Source organism: Chitinophaga sp. MM2321, assembly GCF_964033635.1.
GTDB lineage: Bacteria > Bacteroidota > Bacteroidia > Chitinophagales > Chitinophagaceae > Chitinophaga.
Genome location: NZ_OZ035533.1, coordinates 4,180,912 through 4,206,708, shown reverse-complemented (window position 1 = coordinate 4,206,708; position 25,797 = coordinate 4,180,912). Strand labels below are relative to the sequence as shown.

The following is a 25,797-nucleotide window of genomic DNA, read 5'->3' as shown; positions in this document are numbered from 1 at the left end:
CCTCCCAGCCTCCCCCGAAGGGGGAGGAGAAAGGAAACGAGGGCTTATTTTCGTCGTAGAGGTGGCTATCTAATGTAGGTTGGTAATATTATGATTATGTCATCTGGTCACATAAGGTACTCCGGTATTATCCGTAAAATGGTTGTAATCAAAGGTCAAAATTAGCCCTCGTTTCCTTTCTCCTCCCCCTTCGGGGGAGGCTGGGAGGGGGCAATAGCACTACGCGTAATATCTTTAATTTTTGATGTTGGAATTTTGAGCTGTAATTCATTGCACGCTCAAAATTCCAACATCAAAATATTTATCATTGCACCGGTGCTGTATTGTTTTCCTTCCCTTGTACCACACTGACTCCCGTCACCGGTTCTACCGTATATCCTTCTTTCTGCAGCAGTGTTATTACCCCTTTATCTCCCGGAAGGTGTCCTGCACCTACAGCAAAGAATACTGATCCTTTTGCCAGCTGTGCTTTTATTTTAGGGATCCAGGAAGCATTGCGGTTATACAAAAGCAGGTCCTGGTAATCTTTTAACGCTGGTACTGAGGAGATAAGCTGCTGGATCTTTTGCAGGTCCTGTTGCTTATAAGCTGCGGCCATCTCGTAATAATCTTTGTAGGAGTGCTGGATATCGTGAAGCAGGGATAAGAGCATTTCTCCTTCTACTTTATCAGGAATACTGTCGAATAGTTTTACCTGGTCTTCCACGAGTTCCAGGCCGGATAAAGGTTTATTTTCCCGGATGGCAGTTTCCATCAGTTCCCGTTCGATAGAGATGGCCTGCTTGCAGGGTACGCCTCTTTGCAGCATGATGGTAGTGGTAAGCAGGGGCTTTGCCGATTGCAGCTTTATCAGATCTATGCCCAGGGAGTCTTTAAAATACCGCAGGAGCTCATCGAATTTTGTGCTGTCCATATCATCATGTAAAGAGGGATCTCCCTGTGGGAGCATTAACAGCGAGTCTATTTTTTTGGGGATCTCAGGATCGCTGAGATCCATTTCCATGCATAGCGATGTTGATTCGTGCATGGCGCTGGTAACAGCCGGGGGAATAGAGAATTCGTCTTTACATTGGAGATGCATGGTCCCGAAGAGGTAAGACGGATGCTGGAGATCTTTTCCAGAAATTTTCCAGAGAAGTGCTGATTGTTGGGCCTTTGCGGCATAATTGACGGAGCATAGCAGTGTGAGGATAGCTATGATTTTTGTTGTAACGGACATGGTTGCATATTTAGATTATAGACCAAATTCACTGAGAAACTGTTGCAGTGTTGTCATATCTTTCTGCACATGCAGGGCTGATACAATGGCCCTGTTTACCGGTTTACTATGGGGTTGGGGATAGGGGAAACTGGATATGATCACATCTCTTTCCGCCAGGTAATCCACCAACGCTGGTTGATTGTTTGTTTGGGGCAGCACAAAAACAGGTAGTCCCTGGGGGTTGTGAATTTGTGAGCCTGTTGTAAGGCGCAAAAGGTACGTAATATTTTGTTGTAATGACAAACGTAATTTTTCTATCAATTTGATAGAATTCAGCCATGCGTATGCGTTTGCGGGCATCATTGGGGTGCTCGCTGTAAAGAAAGGCATCTTTTTGATAGCGGCAATATCAGCGGCATGACCGGCTATTACACCGCCTTCAATGCTATAGGCTTTTGCCAGTGAGGCGGTGACAAGATAGCGGAGTTGATCGGTAGCAGGCAGAAAATGAACGCTTCCCTGTCCGGCCGGACCCAGGATACCGATGCCATGTGAATCGTCTATCAGCACCATTACTTTGCGCCGGATATCACGCAGCCAGTCGAAAGAGTGGATGGTGCTGGTAAGCGGGTTTACAGCATCCGTAACGATGACATAGGTATGATCAGGCTGATCATTTATTTTCGATACCGTTTCGCTGATCCAGGCTTCCCTGCTGATGGTGGGAATTACCGGGGCACGGTGCCATAAAGCAGGATGGGATTCCGGGGCGTAAAGGAGCTGTCCGCGGGAGGCGGCATAATGTACCGCTGCCTGTGCCGCCAGGTAGCCGGATGAAAATACTACGCCCGCCTGTTGTTGTAACTGTACACTGAGTGCATGTTCTATTTCTTCGTATAGGGATAACCGTAGGTTGCCTGCACGGGAAGAAGGGAAAAGCGTTCCATATCTGGCTATTCCGGCTGTAACATTGTCTTTGAACTCCGGCTGCTGGTGTAACCCGAGGTAAGAAAAGCCGGAGAAAAAGAGGCAGCTTCTGCCATCAATGAAAACGGTTCTGCCGGGTGTAATGTCTGTATGGAGCATAGCAGATTAATCTTTCCTGGTACATAAAATAAAATGATAATCGCCTGAAACAACTTTCATGTCAAAATAATTATCGTCCAGTTTCTCCACCGTGACCAGGTTCTCCGCTTTCCGGGAGCCATTGGAAGCCGTAACAGAAATTACTTTGCCATTACTGAGCAGGAAATATTTTCCGGAATCCGGCTTGCCCGCAATGGTGGCAACAAATACATTGTCATCGAGGAACTGATAGTAAACATCGCTGTAGTAGCCGTTCTTCAGATCTTTCGCCTGGATGATCTGTGTATTGTTGTAGGGATCTCCCTTGGGCACTTTTACATCATACACCCGCCATTTTTTATGTTGAAGTAGTTTGTTTGTCTTTCCACTGTTACAGGCAGTGAGCAAAACAATAGCGGTTATAACAGTGAGGGCTATACGTAATTTCATCTTATTATTTATTTCCTGTTTTTTCTTTGTTATAAACTTCCGACTGACCTTTTGGAATAGACAGGCTTTCCCAGTTTTCTTTCAGGATCATTTTACCGATGTACACGATTTGCCCTACATGGTAAGGCACATGTGCAAGCTGGCGGTTGATCGCGTCTATCACAGTATGGGGCTCGCTGCGGATGTATACCGTTTTCTCCAGGTCTGCATCCCGGAGGTTGCTGATGGTGTTCAGTAAACAATCCCACCCTTCCTGCCACTGTTGCAGCAGGGTTTCTTTTGTAGCGTCGTCCTCTTCAAATTCCTGGTCGCGGTGACGATTGGGTTTTTCGCCGTCGGTAGTGAGAAAGTCGGTCCACCGCGACAACATATTTCCATGCAGGTGTTTGATGATCAGTGCAATGCTGTTGGGCTGTCCTTCCGGCTGCCAGTGCAGTTGTGCGGCATCCAGTCTTTCTATGGTTTTGGTGCCCAGTTGCAGGTAAGTGCGGAACCGTTGCTGAATGCTGTTTAAATAAATGGACTGAATCATTTCAGTGATGTTTAAATTTATTTAGTATCCTGCGGCGCTATCATCTCCACGTTTATCACCGGAGGCATCCAGGTAGCGGGTGTCGGGTGATCTTTTAATGATCTCTGTGCGGCCGATAGATGACCGCTTCACTATTTTGTACCCCATTCCCTGTAGCGCCTGTATGGTGCTGTCGGGGAAATCGTTTTCCACGGCTACTTCATCGGGCAGCCACTGGTGATGGAATTTAGGCATGTTCACGGCATCGGCGGGTGACAGGTCAAATTCCAGTGTATTCATTAACGTTTGAAATACAGAGGTGATGATGGTAGAGCCACCGGGGGTGCCGAGTGCATACAGCGGGAAATGCTGCTGTAATACAATCGTAGGTGTCATGGAACTGAGCATCCGTTTACCAGGCTGAATGGCGTTGGCTTCTGTGCCTACCAGTCCGTACATATTGGGTACGCCGGGCTTTACGCTGAAGTCGTCCATTTCATTGTTTAGCAGGAAGCCTGCTTTGCCCACCACTGTTCTGCTGCCGTAGTGGCCATTCAGGGTGGTGGTTACAGATACGGCGTTGCCATCGGCATCGATGATGCTGAGGTGCGTGGTTTCGTTGCTTTCCGGTAATACACCTGCTTTTACGCTATCGCTGCTACCGGCTTGCAGGGGAATAAAGTTCTGCATGCGTGTGGCGAGGTATTTTTTATCGGTGAGTTTTGCCACGGGTACTTTTACGAAGTCGGGATCACCGAGGAATTGCGCCCTGTCGGCATACGCCCTTCTTTCCACTTCTATCATCAGTTGTACGGCGCGGGGAGAATGAAAGCCCCATTCCGCGAGCGGATAGTTTTCCACCATCCCCATCATCTGTTGTAAACAGATACCACCGCTGGAAGGCAGTGGCATCGTCACGATCGTATAGCCTTTATATTTAAACGTGCGTGCGGTACGTTCACGGGCTTTATAATTTTTGAGGTCGGCCAGTGTCATGATGCCGTTACCGCGTTTCATTTCTGCTACTATGTGGGCCGCCGTTTCCCCGGTGTAAAAGCCGGCAGCGCCTTTATTCCGTATAAGCGTGAGCGTATGCGCCAGTTCCTGCTGGATGAGGGTGTCGCCTGCTTTCCAGGGTTGTTCTTTTATGAAGACGGTGGGAGCGGTGTTGAGCTTTTCAAAGTCTGCTTTAAAGGCATTGAGATTACTGGCCTCTGCGGCAGTGATGGCAAAGCCTTTGGCTGCCAGCAGGATAGCAGGATCTATCAGTTTTGCAAACGGCAGCCTGGCGTATTTCATGGCAGCGAAGAGGCCAGCGATGGTGCCGGGAACGCCCGCCGCGAGGTGGCCGTCGAGGCTCAGGTGCGTGATGGGATTACCGAGTGAGTCGAGATACATGTCCCTGCCGGATTGGGCTGGTGCCGTTTCGCGGTAGTCGATGGCTATATTCTTTCCGTTTTTAAGATGAGCCACCAGGAAGCCTCCTCCGCCGATATTACCGGCGCCGGGATATACCACTGCCAGTGCCAGTTGCGTGGCGATGGCGGCATCCACGGCGTTGCCGCCCTGTTGCAGAATAATAGCGCCTACACGGCTGGCCAAGGGATGTGCTGATACCACCGCGCCATGCAATACTTTGATATCTTTTTCAACTGAATAATCGTAGGGCCGTAACTGGTCTAACGGTTGTTGGGCGCAGGCCGCAGCCGCGGTACATACGGCTATACCAAGCAAAATGAGGAGACGCATGGGACGAGTGTTTGCGTCGAAATTAAGAAAACAATCCCTATCTTACGTTAACAAAACTTCCTGCTGTCTATGCGTCCATATATTTTACTGGCGTTCCTGTTGTCAGGCTTTCTCCGCATGCAGGCTCAGGTGCCCACACCGGAGCAGTTTCTGGGATATACATTGGGTACGCAGTTTACCCCGCATTACAAGGTGGTAGACTATTTCAAACAAGTGGCGGCAACAGCCAAAAATGTGAAGCTGGAGCAATACGGCACTACTTATGAAGGCCGTCCGCTGATCATGGCGATTGTGGCTTCGGCAGAGAATTTCAGCCGCCTGGAGGAGATTCGGCAACACAGCCTGGACCTGTCCAATGCGAAGACGCCGCAGCCAGGTAAGCAACCGGTGATCGTATGGCTGAGTTATAATGTGCATGGCAACGAAGCGGTATCTACAGAAGCATCCATGAAAACATTGTATGAACTGGTGAATAACGGTAACGCACAAACGCAGCAATGGCTCAAAAATACAGTGATCATCATTGATCCTTGTCTGAATCCCGACGGCCACGAACGGTATGTTAATTTCTACAATCCTGTCCGTAGCCGCAAACCTGATCTGAACCGGTATTCACGGGAGCACAATGAACCATGGCCGGGAGGCAGACCTAATCACTATTACTTCGATCTTAACCGCGACTGGGCCTGGCAAACGCAGCAGGAATCGCAGCAACGCGTCAGTAAATACAATCAGTGGATGCCCCAGATCCATGTGGATTTCCATGAACAGGAAATAGAAGCACCTTATTATTTTGCACCTGCCGCAGAACCTTTTCACGACGCTATCACACCATGGCAGCGTGAGTTGCAGGTGATGATCGGGAAGAATAACGCCCGCTATTTTGATCAGCAGGGATGGCTGTATTTCACCAAAGAACGTTTTGATCTTTTCTATCCCAGTTATGGTGATACCTATCCGATGTATAATGGCGCTATTGGCATGACCTATGAACAGGGCGGCAGTGGCAGGGCAGGTGTGGCCGTGCTGAAAAGGGATGGCGATACCCTCACGCTGACAGACCGCATTGCGCATCACTATACTACGGGCATGTCTACCATAGAGGTGGCCTCGCAGCAGGCAGACCGGATACTGCAGGAGTACAGCCGTTATTTTGAAGCGGCCAAACGTAATCCGCAGGGCGGCTACAAGTCGTACGTGGTAAAGGCTGCGGGTAATACTGCGAAATTGAATAGCCTCGCAGAGCTGCTGCGTAAAAATGATATTATCTTCGGCTTTGGCGCCAATACCACCAATGCCAGCGGTTTCAATTACTTCACGGGAAAGAATGAAAATTTTACGATTGATAAAGAAGACCTGGTGATCAATGCTTATCAACCCCGCTCCAATATGCTGCGGGTATTGTTTGAGCCTACATCCCGTTTATCCGACTCCGTTACCTATGATATTACAGCATGGGCCATGCCTTATGCATATGGCCTGCCTGCCTATGCGGTGAAGCAATCGCTTACACCGGCTGCGGACTCACCGGCGGTGCGTAATAATACACCCCTGGTAGCACAGCAGCCGTATGCCTACCTGGCTACCTGGAACAGTGTGCGCGATGTAAAGTTCCTGGCCGCATTGCTGCAACATAAAGTGAAGGTGCGTTTTACCGAAACACCTTTTACATCCGGTGGCAAAACATTTCCGGCGGGAACGCTGATCATTACCCGTACGGGCAATACCAGCAAGGGGCCACTGTTTGACAACCTGGTCACCAGGGAGGCGAACCGCTTTCACATTACGCTGGATGCAGTGTCTACAGGTTTTGTAGAGAAAGGGACCGACTTCGGTTCTGATAAAATAAGATATATCAAATCGCCTAACGTAGTACTGGTAGCAGGAGAGGATGTATCCTCCCTGGGTGTTGGTGAGATCTGGCATTTCTTTGAACAGCAACTTGATTATCCTATAACGGTGGTGGATGCACGAAATTTGGATGCCATCAGCTGGGATGAAACGGATGTACTTATTTTACCTGACGGAGAATACAAGTTATTCAGCGATAAGGCTGCCACAGCGCGTTTGAAAGACTGGATCAGCAGTGGTGGAAAACTGATTGCCCTGGAAGGCGCCGCTGCCCAGGTAGCAGGCGCCGATCTGGGTATTAAACTGAAGAAAGAAGAAGAGAAGAAGGATGAAGAGAAAGAAAAAGAAAATAAGCCGAAGGATACAAAAGAGAAAGCGGAACCACCCACTACTTATGATGCGTTGAAAGCCTACGCCAACCGCGAGCGGGAAAGTGTGAAACAGTTTATTCCCGGCGCTATCTACAAAGTAGAGCTGGATGATACACATCCGCTGGCATTCGGTTATCCCGGCACCTACTACACCTTAAGACAGGATAGCCGCCTGTATGAATTTATTGACAGCAATGGCTGGAATGTGGGTGTGCTGAAGAAAGATAATTACCTCAGCGGATTTGTAGGCACGGCTACACGAAAACTACTGAAAGACGGATTAATATTCGGCGTGAAAGATATCGGTAATGGCGAAATCGTAATCCTGGCAGACAACCCGTTATTCCGGAGCTTCTGGGAAAATGGCAAACTGTTGTTTAGTAATGCTGTTTTCCTTGTAGGACAATAAATATTTTGGAATTTTTTGATTTACGAATTTAGAGATTTAAAATGCAGCGGAATTTTTACGTAGATCTCCGCTGCATTTTAAATCTCTAAATTCGTAAATCAAAAAATTCCAAAATATTTATTTATCGTCTTCTCTTAATATTACACCCCAGGCTATTGGAACTATTTATAGCCGGGGCTTTGCCTGCCAGCATTTCGTTCATGGCATTTTGCAGCAGCTGTGTTTTAACAGCGTTGGCATTACCGGGGCTATCGTCCAATGCACCTTTATATACGAGGCGGCTGTTTTTATCAAAGAGATAAGATTCCGGTGTATGGCTGGCATCAAAAGCATCTGCCAGTGCTGCATTTTTATCTATAATATAATACCAGGCGTATTGCTGTTCGGCTGCATAGTCTTTCATGGCAGTCAATGATTCTCCTTCTGCGCGGCTGGCTTCATTTGAATTGACCAGCACCACCCCAATATTATTTTTGCGGGCAAAAGTACAGATGCGGTGTAACCTTTCCTGGTTGCGGAGCATGTACGGGCAACGGTTGCCGGCAAATATGACCAGCAGACCATTACCACCTTTTGCGGTGTTGAGTGAAATTTCCTTTCCGGAAATATCCAGCCAGCGGGTCTCCGGTTTGGGTATAGCAGCACCCGGCTCCAGCGGTGTTTCTCCTATAGATTGAAAGGTGGTGAATAATACGGTACAGGTTAAATAGAGCGCGGACTTGAGCATAGCAAACGGTTTTCGTGTCCAGGATAAAAATAATAATGCAACAGGATCTCACTTACCAGGTGTAAGAAAATGACAGAAAGATATAACAAAATATAATAAAATAGAAATATTTATCAAGTGTTATGACAGATCTTCCGGGTGAAGAACGGCTTCTTTTTCCCGTTCCTGTCTTGCATCGCTGAGGGCGCGGATACTGGCATTGAGTTCAAAGCCGATCAGCAGAATATAGGAGTTGAAAAAGACCCATAACATGAGGATCAGGATAGTACCAATGGAACCGTAGATCTTATTGTAGTTGCCAAAATTATTAACAAAGTAAGAGAAGCCCAGGGTGACGAGGATCATGCAGATAGTAGCCACTGCAGCACCTGCTGTAACAAATTTCCATTTTTTTGTGGTAGCGGCGCCAATCCTGTATAGCACAGAATTGATGGAAAAGAAGAGCATGATGATCAGGATCCAGCGGGCTATATCAATCACATTCCGGAGGAGCTCACTTTTTATACCGATGAGGGTAAACAACCAGCGTAGGGTAGCGCCCTGGGCAATCACCAATGCTACTGTGATAAGCAGCAACAGTACCAGGATGGCTGTCAGTTCCAGCGCAATGAGACGGTTCTGCCACCATTTCCTTTTACGAAAACCGGCGCCTTCTATTTTGCTGAAAGAGCGCAGTATACCCATCACCCCATTAGAGGAATAGAAGAAGCCCATCAGAAAGGCGACAGACAATAACCCGTTTCGGTGTGTATACAGGAAATCGTGGATCATTTCCCGCACGATCATATAGGTATTGTAGTTGGGCGTAAGGTCCTGGGCCAGGTCATAGAGTGTTGGCTCGATGTTTTTCACGGGTACATAGGGTACCAATGTAAACAGGAAGATGAAAAAAGGAGGGATAGCCAGGAGAAAATTAAACGAGATGGCCCGGGCGCGGTCGCCTAAGCCCCGGCTTTTGGTTTCCTGCCCGAAATATTTAAGTACATCATACAACGGCAATCCTTCAAATCCTGGCAGGATCAGCGTTTTGCTGCGGTTGACCAGCCATTTGTAAGGGCGTGAACGAAAGATGATGTTTTCGGGTTTAAAGACCAAGATGTTGATTTTTTGATTGACGGATTTTTGATTGACGGATTTTATTTTCAGTGGGGGGTTGGGTTTTAAAAACCAAATCTCAAACAATCTTCTATGGACTTCAACCCCCCAAATTCGTAAATCAAAAAATCCCCCAATATTTAATATCCTCTTTTATTGAGTTCTGCCTGGTATTTTCTTGCGTTGATCAGGTGTTCCGCATATGTAGCTGCAAATGCGTGGTAGCCGGAGAAATCGGACCTCGCGCAAAAATAAAGATAGTCTGTTTCAGGGGAATCCAGCACAGCATTCAGTGTTTTTATAGATGGCGTACAGATAGGGCCGGGTGGAAGACCGTCATAACGGTAAGTGTTATACGGAGAATCAAACTGCGTATGCACTTTAAGGATTCTTTTAAGACCGAAGTCCTGCAAAGCAAATTTTACAGTAGGATCGGCCTGCAGGCGCATGCCTTTACGGTAGCGATTGAGATACACGCTGGCAATCAGCGGTTTTTCATCTGCTTTGTTGGATTCTTCGTCTATGATAGAAGCGAGTACGGTTACTGATTCAGTGGAAAGTCCCAGGGCCTTTGCACGTTCTTTGCGGTCTGCTGTCCAGAATTCTTCTCTTTCTTTTTCCAGTTTTTTGAAGACAGTTTCCGCGCTGGTATTCCAGTAAAATTCGTAGGTGTTTGGCACTACCGCACACATAACAGTGTTGGTGTCCAGCCCGAACTGCCGCAGGTATACCTGGTCCTTCATGAGTGCGCGCAGGGCGTTGGAATCTGCTTCCAGGTTATTGGATACTTTCTTTACGAGATCTTCTTTCGTGCGTAGTTTGTTGATCACCAGTACAACAGGTACCTGTTTGCCGGAGCGCAGCAGCTTCACGATATCGAAGTTGCTCATGCCGTTGGTTATTTTATAGCGGCCGGCTTTTACGCGGGAAGGATACTTCAGTTCTTTGGCCACCCAGTTAAAGCTGGCGCGGTTGCGGACGATGCCCTGATCTTCCAGTCCATCAAGTACATTGGCATACGTGCTGCCGGTACGTACATAAAAATAGCGGGAGTCACCAAATGCTTTTGTATTTGGACCAAATACCCGGTAAGAAATGTATACCAGGGCGCCGGCAGCCAGGCAAGCTGCTATTACGAGTGATCGTTTGAGCCAGATGGAGGTAGGTTTCTTTTTTTTTGCCATAACCCGTTTTAGAGAATTACGAAGTGCGGATTACGAATTGCGGAGCTGTGGAGGAGCGCATAAGATTGAGATATGGTCTGTTGGCTAATTTCCTCCGTGAATCCGTCATTAGTAATTTGTAATCAAGAAAAAACCTCGCTTTTAACGGCGAGGTTTCATTAAATATTATTCAGGTAAGATTATTTCTTATCAGGTGCAGGCAGCGGTGCAGGTGCTGGTAACTGAGCAGGTGCCTGCTGCGGAACCGGTTGACCAGCTGAAGCTTTTTCTACAGCGGTAGGAGCAGAAACTGGTCCTTTAGCCGATTTACCAATAAAGAAAGGTGCGGTCAGGCATAGTATAGCAATAACTACAGCTATGATCCAGGTACCTTTTTCCAGAACATCCGTTGTTTGACGCACCCCAATCACCTGATTGCCTATCCCGCCAAATGAACCGGATAAACCGCCTCCTTTAGGGTTCTGGATCAGCACGAAGAAGCCTAACAAAATACAGGCTAATATGATCAGGATACCGAAAATTAATAACATAAATATTACCGTTTATTTTTATCTGTTTGTGACTTTAATTCTTGTATCTTTTGCGCAAAATAAGCGTTTTTGTCGGGATTAAGCAAACTTAATTTTTGATAAATCCGGATGGCATTTGAGTACTGTTGCTGTCGCACCCAGATTTCAGCCAGTGTTTCAGACACGATATCATTATTGAAAGTGATAGAATCCATAGCCATTCTCTCTACTGTTTCAGATACTTCCGGCTCTTCATCTTCCTCATAAATACGGTGCAACTGTTGGTGATACCAGTCTTTACTCGTTTTCCCCGCAAAACTATCTTTTATTTCCTTTAGCCATGATGTAAAGCTTCTCATTTCTGCCATACCCTGATCATTTAATTCATCCCCTCCGCCAGGGTCTTTCAACCGTTTATAGGCGAAGTAATCGTCTGTGTACAAAGGTTGATAGGTAAGGACAGTTTCTTCTTCTTCAGGTAATGCCAGCGGGAATATTTTAATGGGCAGGGTAGAATCGGGGGTATCCCGGATCTCTGCGGCTGCGCTCGTCGTTTTTCCTGTTTTTTCAGCGGGTGCTTCCGATAAGGTAACAGTAGTGGCATCCACTGTTTCTTCTACCTGTATTTCATCTTCCTGCACTGCGGCAGTCATTATTGTTTCTTCCGCAGGTATTTCTTCCTGTGTAATAGCGGTCATTGTTTCTTCCACCGGCATTTCTTCTTCTTCCACTGCGGCAGTCATTGTTTCTTCCGCAGATATTGCTTCTTCTTCCGCTATAGCAGTCATTGTTGCTGCTACAGCAATTTCTTCTTCTTCCGCTACAACAGGCGCTATTTCTTCCGGGGTTTCTTCCTGCACAGCAGCAACGGTATCCACCGGTAATGGTTCCGGGATGGTAGTTGCTACCGGTGCGTTTGTGATGAACTGATAAAAATGATGCGGCTGTACTGTGTATAACATGGCCTTTTTAACAGCCGCATTACGCAGATCACTGGTATGGCTATATACTTTCTTCGCGAGTAACAGGCGGGCGGTAGAGAAATAGGGGTGTTCTGCCACCAGCTGTTCCATTGCTGCTTCCGTTACCTGTTGCAGGTCAGATTGAAGAAAGACATGTGCTATTATCCTGTTTGCGATCATAGTCCGCTAATGTAATAAAAATTATGGGCCGTTGGAATATTTCTACCAGTTTGCAAAAGAGCGGTTAAACACATCATCCACAATGCCGGGGATAATAGTGCTTTGCAGCAGGTTATTTTCTACGGTGCTGGGAAGCTGGCTGGCAGAGAAGTCTGCGGAGCGGGTAAATGACTGGCTGAACCCTTTCTTATCACCTATACGTTTGATCATGGTAATATTTACGGTCACATTCAAACGGGAAGTGGCAGCCTGGTCAACATTTGTTACCGCCGCATTGGAAAAAGAGTAACCGGTAATGTTGCCTTTTAATTCGTAATCAGCTTTCGCCTCGTTTTCGTTTACCTGGGTAAGACTGGTTTGCGACTGGATCTTATCGCGCAGCTTTTGTGTCAGTTGCTGGCTTAAAGTCGGGTTATTGATAGGCGCCCTGTTTTCAATGAAACGCACATTTACCGTTTTGGCACCCTGTTCAATACTGGCGCCGGTAGTGGAATATTTTACACTGCAACCACTCAGGAGTGCAAAGAAGGCAATGGTGATGAATGCTTTGATAGTAGTGATCATTGTTATAATGATATTAATTCGTTTATTCAGCGATGTTATATTCTTTCAGTTTGCGGTAAAGCGTTCTTTCAGAAATGCCCAGGTCAAGGGCTGCATCTTTCCGTTTGCCTTTATGTTTCTTCAGGGCTTTTACGATCAGTTCTTTTTCTTTATCAGCAATGGACAGCGTTTCTTCCACTTCTTCATGATGATCAATTTTATTATCCTGCAGGATGATCGGCTGTGCACTGTTTATGTTGGTTGGCTGCACATTCATCTCGTTATTATTATTAGACTGATAATTGTGCAGCACATGATTTTCCGGATGATAGTCCGTAGGATGCGTCATATTCGGGTTCTGTAAAATGTCGAAGAACATTTTCTTCACCTCTGTCACATCTTTCTTCATATCAAAGAACAACTTGTACAGGATATCCCTTTCACTGGAAAAGTCGCCACCATGGGATTGTTGCGGCGCCGCCAGCATGGGCAGACGGTTCATTTCCGGTTGTTCGGGCAGGAACCGTTTGAGATCATGGACGGTGACCAGTTTGTCTGTTGATAAAACGGAAATTTGCTCTGCTATATTTTTCAGTTCGCGTATGTTACCCCGCCAGGGATAATTTACGAGCACATTGCGGGCTTCTTCTTCCAGTTGTATAGAAGGTGTTTTATATTTTTCGGAGAAATCGACCGAAAATTTACGGAACAGTAAAGGAATATCTTCTTTGCGGTCGCGCAGTGCGGGAACACGGATAGGAACGGTATTGAGCCGGTAGTAGAGATCTTCCCTGAATTTGCCGTGCTGGGTACGTTCCAGCAGATCGCGGTTGGTAGCGGCTACCACGCGGACGTCGGTTTTCTGTACTTTGGAAGAGCCTACGCGGATGTATTCACCGGTTTCCAGTACGCGCAGCAGGCGGGCTTGTGTGCCAAGGGGCATTTCACCGATTTCATCGAGGAAGATGGTACCGCCGTTGACCGTTTCGAAATAACCTTTGCGGCTGTCTACAGCGCCGGTAAAGGACCCTTTTTCATGGCCGAAGAGTTCCGAATCAATCGTTCCTTCCGGTATGGCGCCGCAGTTGACAGCAATAAAGGGATTATGTTTGCGTGCACTCAGTGTGTGAATGATCTGCGAAAAAACTTCTTTACCTACACCACTTTCACCGTTGATCAGCACCGTCAGGTCTGTATTGGCCACTTGTACGGCCACCTGCAATGCATAGTTCAGTGCGGGACTATTTCCAATAATGCCAAACCTGTTTTTGATAGCCTGTATGTCCATAAGTGCTCGACTGTTGGTTTAATGGTTAAAAATGTTCGTTAGCCGCAGCCAGGATGCTACGCTATCGCTTTCCCTATCAGTGTACCGGAGGTACAGCTTTCTATCTTCACCATTACATAATCGCCCTTTTTAAACTGCTCTTTGGGGAATACGATCACTTTGTTTTGATCGTTGCGGCCAAAGAGTTGTTCAGCAGAGCGTTTGGAGGTGCCTTCCACCAATACGCGGAAGGTTTTGCCTACATCCTTTTTCATGCCGGCTTCCGCGTTGCTGCGATGCAATTCCACTACTTCCGCCAGTCTTCTTTTCTTGACGTCTTCCGGCACATCGTCCTGGTAGCGGCGTTCTGCCAGGGTACCGGGGCGTTCTGAATAGAAGTACATGTAGGCGAGGTCGTAATGTGCAAAACGCATCATGTTCAGGGTTTCCTGGTGATCTTCTTCTGTTTCTGTGCAGAAGCCGGTGATCACGTCGGTAGATAAACCGCAGTCGGGCAGTATTTCGCGGATGCGTGTTACTTTCTTCATATACCATTCGCGGGTATAGGTGCGGTTCATCAGCTGAAGGATACGGTTACTGCCGCTTTGTACGGGCAGGTGAATATAGTTGCAGACGTTTTCATGTTTTGCGATGGTAAACAATACTTCGTCTGTAATATCTTTCGGATGAGATGTGCTGAAACGTACGCGCAGCAAAGGATTGATCAGTGCTACCCTTTCCAGCAGCTGGGCGAAGGTCACTGTTTCAGTGCCTGCGTCGTTGGTCCAGTAGTAGGAGTCTACGTTCTGGCCCAGCAGGGTTACTTCGCGGTAGCCGTTTTCAAAAAGTTCTTCGGCTTCCCGCACAATGGAGTAGGCGTCGCGGCTGCGTTCGCGGCCACGGGTAAAGGGTACCACACAAAAAGAACACATATTATTGCAACCCCGCATGATGGACACAAAGGAGGTAACGCCGTTGTTGTCCAGTCTTACCGGGCTGATATCACCATAGGTTTCTTCGCGGCTCAGTAACACATTCACTGATTTCTGCCCTGTTCCGGCTTCTGCAATGAGTGCAGGCAGGCTGCGATAGGCATCAGGACCTACTACCAGGTCTACCAGCTTTTCTTCTTCCAGCAGTTTGCCTTTAATACGTTCTGCCATACAGCCCAATACGCCTACCAGCAATCCTGGCGTCGCTTTTTTCCTGCTACGGAATTCCGTAAGACGTTTACGCACGGTTTGCTCAGCCTTTTCACGGATAGAGCAGGTATTGAGGAGAATAAGATCTGCTTCGTCCACATTACGGGTGGCGCCAAATCCTTCCTGGTTAAGGATGGAGGCAACAATTTCACTATCATTGAAATTCATGGCGCAGCCATAACTTTCAATGTAAAACTTTTTTATATATGTTTGGGTGCCAGCAGCTTCGGGAGCAAAAGCTTCTCCCTGGCGACTTTCATCATGCACTTTGGTAACCTGGTCCAGCATTCCTAACAAAAATTTTGGATGGCAAAAATAAGCAATAAAAATGACAGAATGGCATAAACAGGATGAAAGGACCAGGATTAAAGGATAAAAGGATTTACCAGGATGGGTGTTTTACTGAATAGACGTTATACAGGATGGTGTTATACAGGACGGGCGTTATATATGATATTTGCGAATAATCTTCGCGATCATCACATATAACGCCCATCCTGGTAAATCTTTTTATCCTTTAATCCTGGTATAGTTTTGCCGCCAGCCAGCTCTCTTTCACCGGTACCAGCCACTTGCTGTCCAGATCTGCCTTGTTGAGTACGGTATTATTAAGGTATAGCGTATCTTCTGTGATATAGCCTTTTTCCAGGGCATAGGATAATTGCGCCATCGGCAGCAACTCCACCTTATCTTTTACGATAAAGCCCAGCAGCAGGCGGTCAAACATATTCACCTGGTATTGTTGCTCAATGCTTTTAATGATCCTTACGGAACTGTCTGTACTGCAACCGCTTACGGCTGTCTGCGATTCGTCTGCTATCAGCACGATCACCTGGTTCAACACCACACCGCCCCAGCCCTTTACAGGCTCGCCGTGGGCATTCCACTGCGCTGTAAACTGGTGAAGCTGCTCGTTGATCTCTACAATCTCCTGTTCATTGAATGGTCTGTTGCTCTGGTATATCCAAACCCTGGAAGCCGGAGAGAAGCCAGGGGGAAAGTTCAAATTGTTCATGGTGCAAATTTAGCCAGGATTCCTTTGATTTTAAAGATTATCCTGATTATGTTTTGTTAAACCGTATCCATGCCGGCTACGATCAATTCCGCAATATCCAGCACTTTCACTTCTTCTTCTTTGCCTGTTTCCTTTACACCATCGGTTAACATGGTCATACAGAAAGGGCAGTTGGACGCAATGATGGACGCGCCGGTAGCTACTGCTTCACGGCCTCGCTCTGCATTGATGCGGGTATTGCCTTTTTCTTCTTCCTTAAACATCTGTGCTCCGCCGGCGCCACAACACAAACCATTGCTACGGCAACGTTTCATTTCTACCAGTTCCGCATCCAGCGTTTCCAGCACTTTGCGGGGAGCCTCGTAAATATTGTTGGCACGACCCAGGTAACAGGAATCGTGATAAGTGATCTTTTTACCTTTGAATGCACCGCCTTCCTTCATTTTTATTTTGCCCTCATCAATGAGCGATTGTAAAAATGTAGTGTGGTGTACTACGTCGTAGTTGCCTCCCAGTGCAGGGTATTCATTTTTGAGTGTATTAAAACAATGCGGACAGGCCGTTACAATTTTTTGTACGCCATACATGTTCAGTACCTGTATATTGTTCTGCGCCATCATCTGGAAAATAAATTCATTGCCCGCTCTCCTGGCCGGATCGCCGGTACAACTTTCTTCCTTTCCCAGCACCGCAAACTGAACACCCACCTTTTCCAGGATGGTAGCAAATGCTTTCGTGATCTTTTGCGCACGTTGATCAAAACTTCCTGCGCAACCTACCCAAAACAGTACTTCAGGGGTTTCTCCGCTTGCGGCATATTCTGCCATTGTCTTTATATGCATGCTCAACTTTTTAAACTGAAACAGGAAACTGAATATAAAGATAAAAAACAGAACAGCACAAATTTGCCTGTAAGGTATTATTTTGTGCAGCGCCCGGAATGATTTAGGGATTTAGGGATTTACGAATTTTGTGATTTTGTGATTTTTGGATTTAGTAGCCCGAATTGGGTCCATGCATTGAAATAAATCCCAAAAATTCCAACATTCCAAAATCCGAAAATATTATAATTAAGATCATGATAAGAAAACACCACCTCCTGCTGTTATTGTGTATATGCGTTACCGTTAGTGTAACGGCACAAACGTCTTTGAAACAGGAAGATTTTATTACCCGCTACGGTAACCTGGATAATGCATTGTATCATATTAAAGTTGATAAAAAGGCCACTGTCACTTTTTTAGGGGGCTCTATCACCAATATGAACGGCTGGAGGGGCCTGGTATGCAAATATCTTGCGGCTACTTATCCGGCTACAGCGTTTACGTTTAATAATGCGGGGATCCCATCGTTAGGCAGTTTGCCGCATGCCTTCCGGTTTGAGAAAGACGTGTTGGAGAAAGGCAGGACCGATTTGCTGTTTGTGGAAGCAGCTGTAAACGACCGGGTAAACGGTACCAATGAAATAACGCAACGCCGCGCCATGGAAGGGATTGTAAGACATGCGCTGGCAGTCAACCCGCAAATGAATATTGTGCTGATGGCGTTTGTGGATGAAGATAAAATGGCCGACTATCACGCGGGCAAAGTGCCGGTAGAAGTACAGGTACACCAGGAGATCGCCAAAAAATATCATCTCCCCTTTATAAATCTTGCGAAAGAAGTAACCAACAGGATTGATGCCGGAGAATTTAACTGGAAAGATGATTTTAAAGACCTGCACCCTTCCGCATTCGGGCAGGAGCTGTATTTTAAAACGATCCGGCAGTTACTGGATGTTGCTTTCAACAAAGCGGCACCGAAACGTCTTGTAGCTGCAAAGCTGCCACGGCCGGCCGATGCATTCAATTATAAAATGGGTGGTTATCTTGATATACACCAGGCCGTAAATAAAAAAGGATTTGCTGTGGATGAATCGTGGCAGCCATCAGACAAGGTAGGCACAAGAGAAGGATTTGTGCACGTGCCTATGCTGGTATCAGACGGGGAGAACGCTTCATTTGAGCTATCGTTTACCGGCCGCACTATTGGCATCGGCATCGTTTCAGGACCAGACGCAGGATCTATCAACTATACCATTGATGGCGGACCTCAACAAAAGCTGGACCTGCATACGCAGTGGAGCAAGAGCCTTTACCTGCCCTGGTATTTAATTTTAGGTGATGGACTATCCACCGGAAACCACGTATTGCATATTCAGACAGGGGAGCCCCATGGCGAAGCAAAAAACAATGTGTGCCGGATCGTTTATTTCCTGGTGAATGGATAAACCGGTCTTTCATAACTGAACAGGCACTGTGCTGAAACCGAACATATTATCTTTATTTATTCTTTTTAGTTTGTTAATCTGCACTGGTTTTGTAATTGGTATTTTTTTGGCGTCCGCATATTGTTGTTAATAATAGATGCGTATGTTCAAGAACTACTTCAAAACTGCCTGGCGCAATTTGTCCAAGAACAGATTTTATTCGCTGATCAATATTTCAGGACTGACAGTAGGATTGGCGGTCGGCATCCTGATATTATTATGGGTGCAGGATGAATTGAGTTTTGACAATTTCCATAAACAGGCACCTGATATATGCCGACTGGAATGCCTGGTGGGTACAGGAACAAGCAAGCAGGTATGGACTGTTACCACTGCATCTATCGGTGTTATGGGGAAACGTGAATTACCGGAAATTAAAGCGGCGGTGCGGATCACCGGAAATTATACGTATTCTCTTTTTAAGTATGGAGAAAAAGTTTTTACGGAAGAAGCATCTGCATTTACAGACCCGTCATTTTTTACGGTTTTTGATTTTCCGTTGATCAGGGGAAATGCTGCCAATCCTTTTCCGGATAATAATTCCGTGGTGCTTACAACGAGTACGGCTAAACGGTATTTTGGTGAACAGGACCCTATCGGTAAAGTATTGACTGCTGATGGCACAACCAGTTTTACGGTCAGTGGTGTTATTCCTGATTTTCCCAAGAATTCCAGCATCCGCTATGATCTGCTGTTACCCATGAGCCTTTTGAAACAGATGGGCAGCAGGCAGTCTCCCGCCTATGATATGGATAATAATTTCACCCAGTTTAGTTTTGAGACTTACCTGTTACTACAACCGGGTACCTCTCTGAAAACTGTAGCGGATAAGCTGCTTAAAATCCACCTGCGGAATAAACCTGATGATACAGATCTTACCTATCTCACCGAGCCGTTAACAAAAATGCATTTATACAATGCAGATGGTACTGACGGGGGGATGGGCACCGTCCGCATGTTTATTATCATCGCCATATTAATACTGGTTATTGCCTGCATCAATAATGTGAATTTATCTACTGCACGATCTATGCTGCGCGCCAAAGAAGTAAGCCTGCGCAAGATTGTGGGCGCTACGCGGTTTCATTTATTTATGCAGTTTGTGGTGGAAACGGCGCTCATCTTCTTTTTGGCCACCGTACTGGCCATAGGATTAATGTACATATTGATGCCGTATTACAACCAGGTGTCCGGAAAGGAGCTGGTGCTCAATTTATCCAGTTATCACATCTGGCTGGTGATCCTTATCACCATTAGCTGTACGCTGCTGGCATCCAGTGTGTACCCGGCCATGCTGCTGTCATCATTTGAACCGTTGAAGGCGCTGAAAGGGAAAATAGCCGGAGGCATCGGAGATGCTGCTTTCCGCAAAGTACTGGTGGTAACGCAGTTTGTATGCTCTATTGTTTTGATTGCCGGCACTTTTATTATCAGTAACCAGTTGAAATATATAAAGTCAAAGGAGCTTGGATACGATAAAAATTATGTATTTGGTTTTTATATGCGTGATATGAGCCGTCATTATGATGCTATCAGGGCTGATTTGATGAGCAGGCCGGGCGTAGCTGATGTTACGAGGGGTAGTGAAAATATTATAAACATGGGAAGAGTAACAGGAGATACTGATTGGGATGGAAAAGGGAAGGAGGAAACCTTTATCGTTCACCCGGTAGCCATTGATAAAGACTTTATACCCTTTTTCAAAATGAAACTGGTGCAGGGTGAAAATTTCACCAATGCACCGGCAGACTCTTTACACTATATCATGAATGAAACGGCGGTAAGGAATCTGGGGATGAAAGACCCTATTGGTAAAAGGTTTAAAATGCATGGTATAAATGGCACTATTTCAGGGGTGGTGAAAGACTTTCATTATACATCCATGAAAGATAAAATTGGCCCCGTTGTATTTTATTATCATGAAGGAAATGCCGGCCGGATATTTATCAGAACCACTGCTAAGGATGCTACGAAAGCTATCCATGCTGCGGAGCAGGAATGGAAAAAATATAATCCTGCTTTTCCGTTTCAATATCATTTCATGGACGAAACGTTTAATGAAATGTACACGTCGGAAATACATACCGGGTTGTTGTTTAATATTTTTGCGGCTATAGCCATCCTGATTTCCTGCCTGGGATTATTCGGGTTGGCGGCCTATACCGCGCAGTTGCGTACCCGTGAAATCGGGGTGCGTAAAGTATTGGGTGCCACTGTATCGGGCATCATTCAGTTGCTGGCAACAGATTTTATCAGGCTGGTGCTGATCGCTATTGTTATAGCCATACCGATAGCGTGGTTTGCAATGGATAAATGGTTACAGCATTTTGCTTACAGAACCGACATCCACTGGACGGTATTTGCATTATCGGGGTTGCTGGCTATTCTGATCAGCATTTTCACGATCAGTTTTCAGTCAGTAAAGGCTGCACTGGCCAACCCGGTTAAAAGCCTGAGAACAGAATAGGTAGGCCATGTTAAAAGCCTGTGCTTACTGCTCAGGTATTCATTTCGCCTACCCATTTGTCGCGGTCATCCATACTGAATTTCCAGGGCGCCATGTTGTTTTCGATGTTGCTGAACATGCCGGTCCATTCTGCCGGTGCGCTGGATTCTTCCATCACCAGGTGGCGCCGCAGTTGCAGGATAATATCGAGCGGGCTGATACTTACCGGGCACTCCTGTACACAGGCGTTGCAGGTGGTACAGGCGCGGAGTTCTTCTTCTGAAATATAATCGCGTAGCAGTGTTTTGTTGTCGGGGGTGAAAGTGCCGTTGGCTTTTATGTTGCGGCCCACTTCTTCGAGGCGGTCGCGTGTATCCATCATGATTTTACGGGGCGACAGCAGTTTGCCGGTGGTAGTAGCCGGACAGGCGGCGCTACAGCGTCCGCATTCGGTGCAGCTATAGGCATCCAGCAGATTTTTCCAGCTGAGATCCGCTACATCTTTAGCGCCGAATTTGGGCATTACATCCGATGCGGGGGTATTGGCAGCCAGCTCCGGTTGCAGCATCAGCTGTACCTCATGTTGTACGGAAGGCATATTTTCCATTTCACCTTTTGGTATCAGTGAGGCAAAGTAGGCGTTTGGAAATGCCAGTATGATATGCAGGTGTTTGGAGTAAGGGAGATAATTTAAAAATGCCAGTACGCCCAGGATATGCAGCCACCAGCAGGTGCGTTCCAGCGCCATAAGGCCGCCATCGGACATACCGCTGAAGATAGGCGTAAGCATACCGGAAATCCAGAAGTGGCCGGTATCGGTATAGTGTGCTGCGCCCCTGAGTTGCAGTTGCTGGTCTGCGGTGTTCATGGTGAGGAACAACAGCATCAGGGCTATTTCCGTGAGCAGGATATAGTTGGCATCTGAACGGGGCCACCCATCCAGGTCCTTGCTGATAAAGCGTTTCAGCTTTAATGTGTTTCTGCGTACCAGGAATACAGCGCAGCTGACAGTAACCAGTACGGCGAGTATTTCAAATAGACCAATTAATACAGGATACAGGCTTCCTAATACGGGAACGAATAAACGATGTGTACCAAAGATCCCGTCCAGGATGATTTCCAGTATTTCCAGGTTGATGATCACAAAACCGGCATAAACGAAAAAGTGGAGTACTGCCACCAGGGGATTACGAAACATTTTTTTCTGACCAAAGGCCAGCAAAAGTACATTTTTCCAACGCTGGTCGGGATGATCATTGAGATCACTATCGCGGCCCAACAGGATGTTCCGCCTTATCTGGCGCACCTTCAGGGAAAAAAGATATACCGCTACCCCAAAGGCGATAATGAATAATAACTCTTGTACAATTCGCATTAGCTCAGATTTGACTCCCTAATTTAGGTCTTTTTCGCTTATCTGCTTTTAGCCGTTAATCTTTCGCCTGAAAATTTATTTCCTACAGAACGAATACCTTATTTTTGCGTTTATGGAAAGCAGGAACATTATTCTAACGCAGGACGTTATTCAGAAAAAGATTGAGCGCATCGCTTATGAAATTTATGAGCGGAACAGCGAAGGCACAGCTATCATATTAGCTGGTATCTGGGACAGGGGAGTGATCATTGCCCATAAGATAGCAGCTATCCTGCGGCAGATCTCACCGCTGAACATCCATATTATAGAACTGCGGCTGGATAAACAACATCCTGCGGAGGTAACTGTTTCGGAAGAAATTGATTTCAATAATAAAGTAGTGGTGGTGGTAGACGATGTAGCCAATTCCGGTCGTACCATGCTCTATGCCCTGAAACCCCTGCTTTCCTATCTCCCTGAAAAAATACAAACTGCGGTACTGGTAGACCGTAAGCATAAATCTTTTCCGTTGTCAGTGGACTTCGTGGGTTACTCATTAGCTACTACCCTGCAGGAGATGGTGATGGTAGAGATGGCGGGAGAAGAGATTGTATCCGCCTATTTTGCCCCCTGATCATTAAAAATAAACTGCATGCACGCGGGCTTTGCCCTGTGAATTAATCTCCAGTGCAGGAGCAGGAAATTTCAACATATTCAGCACCTGGAAGATCACGCGAACGCCTTTCCTTTTTGTGGGGATCTTTGTAAAATCAATGTCGGGCGACAGGTAAAACTGGCGTACCCGTTGTATCTGTGAGTAATCATGTGGCATGCCGTGGTTGTCAGTCCAGGTATTGTCGCGGCCACCATACATGCCTTCGGCGCCGTAGCCAGCGGCTATGTTGAGCCATTTGGGGAGCCAGGTATTTTTGTTGAAAGAATAGAGATTGACGGATAACCAGTACGTCTGGCCATTATAATCTTTGAGGGTCCTTTCCCAGAAGGTGGTACCAAAAAGCTGATCAGCTTTTTGCTGCAAAGCATCGTTCCCGTGTTTTTCAGGATGTGCGGAGAATTTGAGTTGAATGCGTTGTTCATTCCAGGCGAGTTCCTGGCCGATCATGAGTGCAGAGCCGGCGGCATTGGCGGCCATATCGCTCCAGGAGAATCCCCATTCCGTTGAAAAGCCGTCGAGTATTTCAATAACAGACTGGTAAGCGAATCCGCTCAAACCACCGATCCATATTTGCTGGTTGCGTGGAAGTCCGGACCAGCGCCACATTTCCCGGCTGTATTTACCTTCGAAGTAGGCACTGAAAATGTGCCCGGCTTTATCTACCTGTTTCCATTCCCCGGCATCATTAAAAAAGTGAAACGTTGATTTTGGATAGCCTTTATACCAGGCGGAGTTGAGCGCGGCGAAACCACCGCCATAGGCTGCGAGGGTTACCCCGCTGAGGATCCATACGCGGTTATGAACCGTGGTATCCGGCAGGGAAAACAAGGGTATTCTTTGTTGGGCTTTGCCAGGAAAAGCGGTAAGCAGCAGCAGGAGGGCCGCCACGGCTGCCATCCGGGCCCTCCCCGGTGAGGGGAGGGCAACCAGTGCAGAATGCTTTGTGGTATTACGGATAGTGATTAGTTTATAGTGATATGGTGCATGTCCTGATTATTTCAGGTGCATGTCCTCAATAATACCTTTAATCTTCTGATCCAGTTCCGCCGTTACTTTGTCGAAGTTAGCGGCATTGTCCAGCGGAGCGTTTACGCTGAAGTAGAATTTGATCTTGGGTTCGGTACCGGAAGGGCGGGCAGATATTTTGCTGCCGTCTGCCAGTACAAATTGCAACACATTGGATTTAGGCAGATCCAGCGATTTTATTTCGCCGGTATGGATATCCTTGATTTGTTGTAACTGGTAATCATACAGGGTTACGACGGTGGATCCGTTGATCGTTGCCGGCGGATTTTCGCGGTAGCCACGCATCATTTCATTGATTTCCTCGCCTCCTTTCATTCCTTTTTTGGTGATGGAGATCAGGCTTTCCTTGTAATAACCGTATTGTACGTAGATGTCGATCAGTTGTTCGAACAATGATTTGCCCTGGCTGCGTGCGTAAGCGGCCATTTCGCAGATCATTGCTACAGAAGAGATGGCGTCCTTATCCCGCACATTATTGCCGATCATATAACCGTATGACTCTTCTCCTCCGCATATAAAGTTCTCCTGTGGCTCTTTCCGGCGGATCAGGTCTGCAATCCATTTGAAGCCGGTGAGTACATTATAGCAGCGGATATTGTTTTTAGCGGCAAATACATCGATGAGGTCGGAGGTAACCACTGTTTTGGCGATATAGTCCGATGGTTTGGCCAGTCCTTTTCTGCGGCGGCCTTCGATGATGTAGTTAAAGATCAGTACAGCGGTCTGGTTACCATTTATCAGGGTCCATTCGCCTTTCAGGTTTTTAACGGCAATGCCTACACGATCCGCGTCAGGGTCAGTACCCAGGAGGATGTCAGCATCCAGTGCTTTGGCCATTTTAAGGCCCAGGCTCATGGCTTCCGGCTCTTCGGGGTTAGGATATACCACGGTAGGGAAATTACCATCCGGGGTAGCCTGTTCGGTGACGATGTTTACGTTGGTAAAGCCGAACCGCTTCAGGGTTTCCGGTACCATCGTGATGCCGGTGCCGTGGATCGGGGTATATACTATTTTAAGATCGTGCTGTTGTTTATTGATGTCCGGGTTGATGGAAAGGCTTTGCAGCTCTTTGAGGTAGGCTTCATCCACCTCTTTGCCGATCAGGGTGATATTGGCCTCGCCGCCGCTCCATTTCACATCATCGGGGGAAGTGATCTTGTCCACTTCACGGATGACATTGGTGTCGTGCGGGGGTACCAGCTGGGCGCCATCGTTCCAGTAGGCTTTGTAGCCACTGTATTCCTTGGGGTTGTGGGAGGCGGTTAATACCACGCCGCCCTGGCATTTGAGGTGACGGATCGTGAATGAAAGTTCCGGCGTAGGACGCAGGCTTTCAAACAGGAATACCTTGATGCCGTTGGCCCCAAATACATTGGCCACTGTTTCCGCGAAAAAACGGGCATTATTACGGCTATCGTGTGCAATGGCTACTTTTATTTCCCCCTGGAAGGCTTCTTTGAGGTAGTTGGCAAAGCCCTGGGTAGCCATTCCGATAGTATATTTATTCATGCGGTTGGTGCCCACACCCATAATTCCCCTGAGACCACCAGTGCCAAATTCGAGGTTACGGTAAAATGCATCATTGAGATCATCGGGGTTGCCTTCCTGCATTTTCTTCAGTGTGGCAATGGTTTCGGGGTCAAAGTTACCGTTGAGCCACTGCGCTACTTTGTTTTGAATATTTATATCCATAATG

The 25,797-nt window shown here is 46.9% G+C and carries 22 protein-coding genes; 4 read left to right on the top strand and 18 right to left on the bottom strand.

All coding sequences use genetic code 11. The features are described from left to right. Window positions 1-304: 304 nt before the first annotated feature. Genes ABQ275_RS16250 through ggt form a run of 5 tightly spaced genes read right to left on the bottom strand, consistent with a single transcriptional unit; the run spans window position 305 to window position 4,976 of the window. Complete coding sequence (locus tag ABQ275_RS16250; RefSeq protein WP_349314204.1) at window positions 305-1,219, bottom strand: TraB/GumN family protein; 915 nt, start codon at window positions 1,217-1,219, stop codon at window positions 305-307. A 15-nt stretch (window positions 1,220-1,234) separates the two neighbouring features. After that, window positions 1,235-2,287 (bottom strand): aminotransferase class I/II-fold pyridoxal phosphate-dependent enzyme, encoded by a 1,053-nt coding sequence (locus ABQ275_RS16245; protein WP_349314203.1) that lies wholly within the window; start codon window positions 2,285-2,287, stop codon window positions 1,235-1,237. A gap of 6 nt (window positions 2,288-2,293) precedes the next feature. After that, on the bottom strand, window positions 2,294-2,716 hold the full coding sequence (locus ABQ275_RS16240; protein ID WP_349314202.1) for a hypothetical protein: 423 nt from the start codon (window positions 2,714-2,716) through the stop codon (window positions 2,294-2,296). A gap of 4 nt (window positions 2,717-2,720) precedes the next feature. Further along, window positions 2,721-3,248: a DUF1572 family protein gene (locus ABQ275_RS16235; protein ID WP_349314201.1), complete on the bottom strand. Its 528-nt coding sequence runs from the start codon at window positions 3,246-3,248 to the stop codon at window positions 2,721-2,723. A gap of 21 nt (window positions 3,249-3,269) precedes the next feature. After that, window positions 3,270-4,976, bottom strand: a complete 1,707-nt coding sequence (gene ggt / locus ABQ275_RS16230) for a gamma-glutamyltransferase (RefSeq protein WP_349314200.1) — start codon at window positions 4,974-4,976, stop codon at window positions 3,270-3,272. A gap of 69 nt (window positions 4,977-5,045) precedes the next feature. Here ggt and ABQ275_RS16225 point away from each other — a divergent pair, with 69 nt between their 5' ends. After that, window positions 5,046-7,607, top strand: coding sequence for a M14 family zinc carboxypeptidase (locus ABQ275_RS16225; RefSeq protein WP_349314199.1), 2,562 nt, complete (start codon window positions 5,046-5,048; stop codon window positions 7,605-7,607). Window positions 7,608-7,728: 121 nt separating this feature from the next. Here the strand turns inward: ABQ275_RS16225 and ABQ275_RS16220 are convergent, their stop codons facing one another. The 10 genes from ABQ275_RS16220 to ABQ275_RS16175 all read right to left on the bottom strand — a co-directional run bounded on the left by ABQ275_RS16220 (window position 7,729) and on the right by ABQ275_RS16175 (window position 17,133). Then, complete coding sequence (locus ABQ275_RS16220; RefSeq protein WP_349314198.1) at window positions 7,729-8,334, bottom strand: redoxin family protein; 606 nt, start codon at window positions 8,332-8,334, stop codon at window positions 7,729-7,731. A 120-nt stretch (window positions 8,335-8,454) separates the two neighbouring features. Continuing rightward, complete coding sequence (locus tag ABQ275_RS16215; RefSeq protein WP_349314197.1) at window positions 8,455-9,429, bottom strand: YihY/virulence factor BrkB family protein; 975 nt, start codon at window positions 9,427-9,429, stop codon at window positions 8,455-8,457. 140 nt (window positions 9,430-9,569) lie between these two features. Beyond that, window positions 9,570-10,613, bottom strand: coding sequence for an endolytic transglycosylase MltG (mltG, locus tag ABQ275_RS16210; RefSeq protein ID WP_349314196.1), 1,044 nt, complete (start codon window positions 10,611-10,613; stop codon window positions 9,570-9,572). A gap of 179 nt (window positions 10,614-10,792) precedes the next feature. Then, the gene (secG, locus tag ABQ275_RS16205; protein ID WP_349314195.1) at window positions 10,793-11,143 is read right to left on the bottom strand and encodes a preprotein translocase subunit SecG; all 351 of its coding nucleotides are present in this window, start codon (window positions 11,141-11,143) and stop codon (window positions 10,793-10,795) included. A 5-nt stretch (window positions 11,144-11,148) separates the two neighbouring features. Further along, the gene (locus ABQ275_RS16200; RefSeq protein ID WP_349314194.1) at window positions 11,149-12,264 is read right to left on the bottom strand and encodes a hypothetical protein; all 1,116 of its coding nucleotides are present in this window, start codon (window positions 12,262-12,264) and stop codon (window positions 11,149-11,151) included. 42 nt (window positions 12,265-12,306) lie between these two features. Next, window positions 12,307-12,828, bottom strand: coding sequence for an LptE family protein (locus tag ABQ275_RS16195; protein WP_349314193.1), 522 nt, complete (start codon window positions 12,826-12,828; stop codon window positions 12,307-12,309). A 22-nt stretch (window positions 12,829-12,850) separates the two neighbouring features. After that, complete coding sequence (locus tag ABQ275_RS16190) at window positions 12,851-14,095, bottom strand: sigma-54 dependent transcriptional regulator (protein WP_349314192.1); 1,245 nt, start codon at window positions 14,093-14,095, stop codon at window positions 12,851-12,853. A gap of 56 nt (window positions 14,096-14,151) precedes the next feature. Next, window positions 14,152-15,564 (bottom strand): tRNA (N6-isopentenyl adenosine(37)-C2)-methylthiotransferase MiaB, encoded by a 1,413-nt coding sequence (miaB, locus tag ABQ275_RS16185; protein ID WP_349314191.1) that lies wholly within the window; start codon window positions 15,562-15,564, stop codon window positions 14,152-14,154. A gap of 229 nt (window positions 15,565-15,793) precedes the next feature. Then, window positions 15,794-16,291: a hypothetical protein gene (locus ABQ275_RS16180; protein WP_349314190.1), complete on the bottom strand. Its 498-nt coding sequence runs from the start codon at window positions 16,289-16,291 to the stop codon at window positions 15,794-15,796. A gap of 56 nt (window positions 16,292-16,347) precedes the next feature. Next, the gene (locus tag ABQ275_RS16175; protein WP_349314189.1) at window positions 16,348-17,133 is read right to left on the bottom strand and encodes a (Fe-S)-binding protein; all 786 of its coding nucleotides are present in this window, start codon (window positions 17,131-17,133) and stop codon (window positions 16,348-16,350) included. 236 nt (window positions 17,134-17,369) lie between these two features. Here ABQ275_RS16175 and ABQ275_RS16170 point away from each other — a divergent pair, with 236 nt between their 5' ends. Both ABQ275_RS16170 and ABQ275_RS16165 read left to right on the top strand, forming a co-directional pair. After that, window positions 17,370-18,560 carry a GDSL-type esterase/lipase family protein gene (locus ABQ275_RS16170; RefSeq protein WP_349314188.1) on the top strand — a complete coding sequence of 397 codons (1,191 nt, stop codon included), beginning with the start codon at window positions 17,370-17,372 and terminating at the stop codon, window positions 18,558-18,560. 142 nt (window positions 18,561-18,702) lie between these two features. Beyond that, on the top strand, window positions 18,703-21,066 hold the full coding sequence (locus ABQ275_RS16165; RefSeq protein ID WP_349314187.1) for an ABC transporter permease: 2,364 nt from the start codon (window positions 18,703-18,705) through the stop codon (window positions 21,064-21,066). A 31-nt stretch (window positions 21,067-21,097) separates the two neighbouring features. On the opposite strand, the gene ABQ275_RS16160 is transcribed toward ABQ275_RS16165, so the two are convergent. Then, window positions 21,098-22,420, bottom strand: coding sequence for a (Fe-S)-binding protein (locus tag ABQ275_RS16160; RefSeq protein ID WP_349314186.1), 1,323 nt, complete (start codon window positions 22,418-22,420; stop codon window positions 21,098-21,100). Window positions 22,421-22,532: 112 nt separating this feature from the next. Between ABQ275_RS16160 and ABQ275_RS16155 the strand changes: the two genes are divergently transcribed. Next, window positions 22,533-23,033, top strand: a complete 501-nt coding sequence (locus ABQ275_RS16155) for a phosphoribosyltransferase family protein (RefSeq protein WP_349314185.1) — start codon at window positions 22,533-22,535, stop codon at window positions 23,031-23,033. Between the two features lie 3 nt (window positions 23,034-23,036). Here ABQ275_RS16155 and ABQ275_RS16150 read toward each other — a convergent pair whose 3' ends face one another. Then, complete coding sequence (locus ABQ275_RS16150) at window positions 23,037-23,972, bottom strand: DUF2279 domain-containing protein (RefSeq protein ID WP_349314184.1); 936 nt, start codon at window positions 23,970-23,972, stop codon at window positions 23,037-23,039. 96 nt (window positions 23,973-24,068) lie between these two features. Beyond that, a complete protein-coding gene (locus tag ABQ275_RS16145) occupies window positions 24,069-25,793 on the bottom strand; it encodes a phospho-sugar mutase (RefSeq protein WP_349314183.1) in 1,725 nt (574 codons plus the stop codon). Window positions 25,794-25,797: the final 4 nt, after the last annotated feature.